At 65.1% G+C, this 6126-nt stretch carries 5 protein-coding genes and 1 pseudogene; 1 reads left to right on the top strand and 5 read right to left on the bottom strand.

Annotated elements, in window-relative coordinates:
* The 5 genes and pseudogenes from I5W_RS31705 to I5W_RS24635 all read right to left on the bottom strand — a co-directional run.
* Positions 1 to 127: pseudogene (locus I5W_RS31705) on the bottom strand (ABC transporter ATP-binding protein); the annotation flags it as partial.
* Positions 124 to 960 carry an ABC transporter permease gene (locus I5W_RS24650; protein ID WP_044531232.1) on the bottom strand — a complete coding sequence of 279 codons (837 nt, stop codon included), beginning with the start codon at positions 958 to 960 and terminating at the stop codon, positions 124 to 126. The gene I5W_RS24650 and the pseudogene I5W_RS31705, both read right to left, overlap by 4 nt.
* 7 nt (positions 961 to 967) lie before the next feature.
* Positions 968 to 1987 carry an ABC transporter substrate-binding protein gene (locus tag I5W_RS24645; RefSeq protein ID WP_044531231.1) on the bottom strand — a complete coding sequence of 340 codons (1020 nt, stop codon included), beginning with the start codon at positions 1985 to 1987 and terminating at the stop codon, positions 968 to 970.
* 22 nt (positions 1988 to 2009) lie between these two features.
* Entirely contained in the window at positions 2010 to 3830 is a 1821-nt protein-coding gene (atzF, locus tag I5W_RS24640) for an allophanate hydrolase (protein WP_083893627.1), read from the bottom strand.
* 266 nt (positions 3831 to 4096) lie between these two features.
* Entirely contained in the window at positions 4097 to 4822 is a 726-nt protein-coding gene (locus tag I5W_RS24635; RefSeq protein ID WP_044531230.1) for a 16S rRNA (uracil(1498)-N(3))-methyltransferase, read from the bottom strand.
* Positions 4823 to 4977: 155 nt separating this feature from the next.
* On the opposite strand from I5W_RS24635, the gene I5W_RS24630 reads away from it, so the two are divergent.
* Positions 4978 to 6126 (top strand): 1-deoxy-D-xylulose-5-phosphate synthase N-terminal domain-containing protein (locus tag I5W_RS24630; RefSeq protein ID WP_256380798.1); only part of this gene is annotated, 1149 nt, incomplete at its 3' end.

Raw genomic sequence — 6126 nt, 5'->3', positions numbered from 1 at the left:
AGTTTTATCAGCGGCCAGCCGGCGAATACTTGGTCAGGCCGCGACTGGTGATGTGGGTGCCCGGGGGACCGGGAACGAAGGGTGTTTCCGGGGGCAGGTCGATTTTGGGGCTGATCACGACGCTCATCTTCCACTCCAGTGCACGATGCGTTTTTCAATGACGATGAAGACCACGTTGAGGGCATAGCCCAGCGCGCCCGCCGAGAGGATGGCGGCATACATCTCGCGCACGTTCAGGACCTGCTGGGTATCGATGATGCGGTGGCCAAGGCCGTTTTCGGAGCCGATGAACATCTCCGCCACGATCACGATCACCAGCGCCATCGAGACCGCGCTGCGCAGGCCCACGAAGCTGGCTTGCAGGCTTTCCCAGATCAGTACGTCGCAGAAGATGCGCCAGCGCGACGCGCCCATCACCTTGGCTGCCATCACCCGCTGCTTGCGGGCATTGAGCACGCCGTAAGCGCTGTTGAAGAGCACGATCAGGAAGGCGCCGAAGGCAGCGATGGCGACCTTGTTGATGTCGGACACGCCGAAGATCAGCAGGAACAGCGGGATCAGTGCCGACGAAGGTGTCGAGCGGAAGAAATCGATCAGGAATTCCACGCTGCGATAGGCGCGTTCGTTGCTGCCCAGGAGCACGCCGATGGGCAGGCCCAGCACGGCGGCAATGGCAAAGGCTTCCAGCGTGCGCACCACGGTCACGCTGAAATCCAGCAGCAGCGGGCCGCCCGCCAATCCCTTGAACATGGCCATGAGCGTGGCTTCGGGCGGCGGCAGCAGGATTGCCTTGATCCACCCGGCGCGCACTACCAGGTCCCAGATCATGAACAGTACGATGGGGCCGACGATAGGCAGCAGGCGGCCCAGCGCGGCGCGCTTGCGGGGCGCAGCACTGGCTGGTGCCGCCGTTGCCGGTTGGGGCGCCACGGCTACGGCAGGAGCGATGGTCTCGTTCATGATGGCCTCAGCCCTTGTAGATCAGGTTGTCGACCACGATGCGTTGCGAGAACACGCCCTTCTCGACGAACAGGTCATAGAACTTCTGGAAGTAGGCCAGATCGCTGGGCTTGAATTCGTTGTAGAGCATGTAGGCCGCCAGTGGCACTTCATTGGTGAGCGAGCCTTCGATGGCGGTATAGCCCTTGAGGTAGGTGCGCGCCTGGTCCGGTTTGCTGCGCACCAGTTCGATGCCGCGGGCATAGGCGGCGATGTACTTGCGCGCCAGCTCCGGGTTCTTCTTGATGAATTCGGTGGTCAGCGCGGCAGCGCCGCCGTGCCAGGGCGCCATCGGATCGCCCAGGATGTACTTGGCGATCACGCCGGCTTCCAGCACGCGGGTGCTGTTGCTCATGCGGCCCACGGTGCCGGTGGGTTCCAGCGTGTAGGCCGCATCCACTTGGCCGGCCGCCAGCGAAGCGACGTGCTGACCGATGGGCAGTTCCACCACGGTGGCACCGGTAGCGCCGGCGCGTTCCAGCACCGTCTTGGCCAGGGTCACGTTCTGGATGCCGGGGCCGGAGGCGACCTTCTTGCCTTTGAGATCGGCAATCGATTTGACCGGGCTGTCCTTGGGCACCAGGAATTCATCGAGCACGTACTTGGCATTGCTGGGATTGGTGGCAAAGATCTTGAACAGACCCGGCTGCGCGATCTCGCCGATGGCCAGGTTGCCCGCGCCCGTGCCATTGGCCGAGCCATCGGCGCGGCCGGAGAGCATGGCTTCCATCACTTGCTGGGCACCGGCAAACTTGATGGCTTGTACCTCCAGCCCGGCCTGTTTGAAATAGCCTGCTTCCACGGCGGCATAGAAGGGCAGGCCGGCTGCCACCGGCCAGTAGCCGATACGGATGGGGACGCTCTGCGCACGCAGGATGGCCGGGGCGCCAGCGATGGCGGCGGTAGCGGTGAGCGCACCGGCCTTGGCCATGAAGCGGCGGCGGGCGGCACCGTGCGCGGCGGATAAGGTGGTCTTCTTCTTCATCATGAGCAGCTCCGTGGTGAGGGTGTCAGTTCAGCGAATGCAGATAATTGACCCAGCCGCCGTGGTGGGTGATGTCGGTGGCGCCGGCAATGCCGGCCGGCTCGCAGATGAAGCCCTTGACGCTGCTGCCATCGGCCAGCTCCACCGTGCCGATGCCCAGCGGCGCCGGGATGGCCGCGACGAAGCCGCCGAACTGGCGCAACGGCATCTCCCAGACTTCCACCGCGATGGCGGCGCCGTCACCTTCGGTGCGGGCTAGGCCGGGTTTGGGCGGTGTCGTGCCGGCCAAGGCGTAGAGCCGGTAGCAGGCGGCAGTGCGGGTCACGGCCACGCGGCGCGCGCCGGCTTCCAGCAATTGCCAGTTCAGCGGCTGGCCGGCCAGGTGGGCGCCGACCACGCAGACCTTGATGCTGCTTTCGTTGAAGGGCAGCGGCGCGGCGGCAATCGCATCGGCTTGCGCGGCACCGCCCAGCTGCTGCTGCAAGCGGGCGCCGGCTTCGGCCAGCAGGTGGTCGGCCCCGGCCGGGCCGATCAGGGTCACGCCGGCTGGTAAGCCGTCGCGACGCCACACGGCGGGGATGGCCAGGGCCGACATGTCCATCAGGTTGACGAAGTTGGTGTAATGGCCCAGCTGCGCATTGCGCACCACCGGATCGGCCTCGACTTCGGCGATGGTGGGGAAGGTGGTGGTGGTGGGCACCAGCATCAGGTCGCTGCCTTCGAGCAGGTTTTCGGCCTGGCGGCGCAGGTCGGCCAGGCGATACTGGGCGTTGAAGCTGTCCACGGCATCGTAGTCGTCGGCCTGGGCGGTGATCTGGCGCACCACCGGATGGATGGCTTCCGGGTTCTCCAGGAAGAAGTCACCCAGTGCGGCGCGGCGCTCGGCCACCCACGGCCCCTGGTACAGCAGCTGCGCGGCGGCGCTGAAGGGGGCGAAGGGAATCTTCGCCAGGCTCACGCCGGGCAGGGCTGCGATCTGCGTCAGGCTGCGTTCCCAGGCTTCCTGGGCGACGCTGTCGCCAAAGAATTCACAGTGCTCGGGAATGGCGATGTGATAGCCCCGGCGCTTCACCCCCAGCATGGTGGGACGGCGCGAATAGCCATCCTCGGCATCGAAGCCGGCGGCGCTGTGCAGCACGCGCCAGGCATCGGCCACGTCGTGGGCGAAGATGGAGATGCAATCCAGGGTGCGGCAGGCCGGGACCAGGCCGCGTGCGCTGATCAAGCCCTTGGTGGGCTTGAGGCCGACCAGGTGATTGAAGGCAGCCGGTACACGGCCCGAGCCGGCGGTATCCGTTCCCAGTGAGAACAGGACTTGACCGAGCGCCACCGCCACCGCGGAGCCTGAACTGGAGCCACCGGAGACGTATTCCGGCTTGATCGCATTACGCACCGCGCCGTAGGGGGAGCGCACGCCGACCAGGCCGGTAGCGAACTGGTCCAGGTTGGTCTTGCCCACCAGCAGCGCGCCAGCGGCCTGCAGGCGCTGCACTACGGTGGCGCTCTCGCTGGCCAGTCGGCCGAATTCGGGACAGGCACCGGTGGTGGACATCTCGGCCACGTCGATGTTGTCCTTCACGGCGAAGGGGATGCCGAACAGCGGCATGGTCTCCAGCACGGCTTCTCCCTTGATCTGCAACATCAGGTCCAGCGCGGCGGCTTGTTGCTTCAGTTGCTTGGGCGGCACGCGGCTGATCCAGACTTCATCGCGGCCGGCGCGGTCGAGGCGCGCCAGCAGTTCGGCCACCACCTTGCCGGGCGTGCTGCGGCCTTCGCGGTAGGCGGCCAGGGTGGCGGCGATGGTGGTCGGGATGGCGGCTTGTTGCAGGGCGGAAATGGCAGTCATTTTGGATATTCAAACTTGAATACAAGATTGAATATCTTTAAGCAGGAGGCGTGCCAGCGCGTCCGTCACGCGGCTGAAAAAGGGGAAAAGGCTTCACCACGCGGGTTTGCGAGGTGAAGTGCCGAAAGGCAAAGTGTCCGAGGAGAAATGAAGAATTTTGTCAGCGAGACAAAATGGGGAGGCGTGCGCCGAACTTGGACGTCCGCTGGGGTGGCCTGCACGGGAATCAGGCAGGCCGGCTGGAAATTACCTGTATGAAGATTTCTTCAAAGCTCCCCCCACACCGCATTCAAGGCAGCCAGTGCCGCCAGCCCCGCAGTCTCGGTACGCAGCACCCGGCTGCCCATGGACAGCATCAGCGCGCCCTGGGCGCAGGCCAGGTCTTCTTCTTCCTCGCTGAAGCCGCCTTCGGGGCCGACCATGACGGTCACGGCCTGCGGCGGATGATGGCGCGCCCAACCTGACAGCGGCTCGCTGCCGCGCGGGGAGAGCAGGATGCGCCGATGCAGGTCGCTCTGGGCGATCCAGCGCTTGAAGTCGGTCACCTCGCCCAGATGCGGCAGGCGGTTGCGACCGCATTGCTCGGCGGCAGCATGGACAATGCCTTGCCAGTGGGCCTGCTTCTTCTCGGCCCGTTCGCCTGACAGGCGCACCACGCAGCGTTGCGCGGCCAGCGGCTGGAGGGCGGTGGCGCCCAGTTCCACGGCTTTCTCGACGATCCAATCCATCTTCGAACCTTCAGGCAGGGCCTGGGCCAGGGTCAGCGCGTAGGGCAGTTCCGCCTCGCGAGGTGAAAAAGTCTTCACTTCGGCGTGGGCGCGCTTCTTTTCAATGGCCGTCAGGCTGGCGGTGTACTCGCCGCCTTCGCCATTGAACAGGGTCACGGTATCGCCCGGTTGCAGGCGCAGCACCTGGATATGGTGGGCAATCTGCTCGGGCAGGACCAGCGCGGAACCGATGGCGAGGGTTTGCGGAAGGAAGAAACGGGGCATGGGCAAGGGCCAGGAGGCGGTGAAGATGCAAAAATGTTGTCAGGACAGTCATGCGGCTAGTCCTGAATTTTAATCCCCCCGGCGCACTCTGGTAAAATACGGCCCCGCGCCTAGCCCGGTCTGCCGGGGCGGGCGTTTTGGCTTCCGAACCCGATTTGTGCGCCTGCGGCGCCTACAGCACAGCAAACTCTGACCTCGACATGATTTCCACTCTCCCCACCGACAAGATGGCCAACGCGATCCGCGCGCTGGCGATGGACGCAGTTCAAAAAGCCAATTCCGGGCACCCGGGTATGCCGATGGGGATGGCCGAAATCGCAGTGGCCCTGTGGGCCAAGCACTATCGTCACAATCCGTCCAACCCGCAGTGGGCCAACCGTGACCGCTTCGTGCTCTCCAACGGCCACGGTTCCATGCTGCAATACGCGCTGCTGCACCTGACCGGCTACGACCTGTCGATGGAAGACATCAAGAACTTCCGCCAGCTGCATTCCAAGACCGCCGGCCACCCCGAAGTGCACATCACCCCGGGCGTGGAAACCACCACCGGCCCGCTGGGTCAGGGCATCACCAATGCGGTGGGCATGGCGCTGGCTGAAAAGCTGCTGGCCGCCGAATTCAACAAGCCCGGCCTGGCCGTGGTGGATCACTATACCTACGCCTTCGTCGGCGACGGCTGCCTGATGGAAGGCATCTCGCACGAAGCTTGCTCGTTGGCGGGCGTGTTGAACCTGTCCAAGCTGATCGTGCTGTATGACGACAACGGCATCTCCATCGACGGCCACGTCGAAGGCTGGTTCAAGGACGACACCCCGAAGCGTTTCGAAGCCTACGGTTGGAACGTCATCCCGGCCGTCGACGGCCACAACGTCGAAGCCGTGAGCGCCGCCATCCACCAGGCCAAGCTGGCCGACAAGCCGACCCTGATCTGCTGCCGCACCGTCATCGGCAAGGGCTCGCCCAACCTGGCCGGCACCGACAAGGTGCACGGCGCCGCCCTGGGCGACAAGGAAATCGCCGCCGTGCGCGAAGCGCTGGGCTGGACTGCCGCGCCCTTCGAGATTCCCGCTGACGTCTACGCCGCCTGGGATGCCAAGGCCACCGGCGCCGACTTCGAAGCCAACTGGAAGCAGACCTTCGACAGCTATGCCGCCCAATACCCGGCCGAAGCCGCCGAACTGCTGCGTCGCCTCAAGGGCGAACTGCCGGCCGCGTTCGCCTCGACCGTGACCGCCTACATCAATTCCACGCTGGAAAAGAAGGAAACCATCGCCACCCGCAAGGCCAGCCAGAACGCCTCCAGG

This window comes from Herbaspirillum sp. B65 (genome assembly GCF_000333555.1).
GTDB lineage: Bacteria > Pseudomonadota > Gammaproteobacteria > Burkholderiales > Burkholderiaceae_D > Herbaspirillum > Herbaspirillum rubrisubalbicans.
Note: the sequence above shows the minus strand (reverse complement) of the source record. Positions and strands in the feature narration are given on the sequence as shown.

What these genes read in the sequence shown, in the direction of transcription:
- I5W_RS24650 (WP_044531232.1), bottom strand. Translation starts at nt 960, where the DNA reads ATGAACGAGACCATCGCTCCTGCCGTAGCCGTGGCGCCCCAACCGGCA.
- I5W_RS24645 (WP_044531231.1), bottom strand. Translation starts at nt 1,987, where the DNA reads ATGATGAAGAAGAAGACCACCTTATCCGCCGCGCACGGTGCCGCCCGC.
- atzF (WP_083893627.1), bottom strand. Translation starts at nt 3,830, where the DNA reads ATGACTGCCATTTCCGCCCTGCAACAAGCCGCCATCCCGACCACCATC.
- I5W_RS24635 (WP_044531230.1), bottom strand. Translation starts at nt 4,822, where the DNA reads ATGCCCCGTTTCTTCCTTCCGCAAACCCTCGCCATCGGTTCCGCGCTG.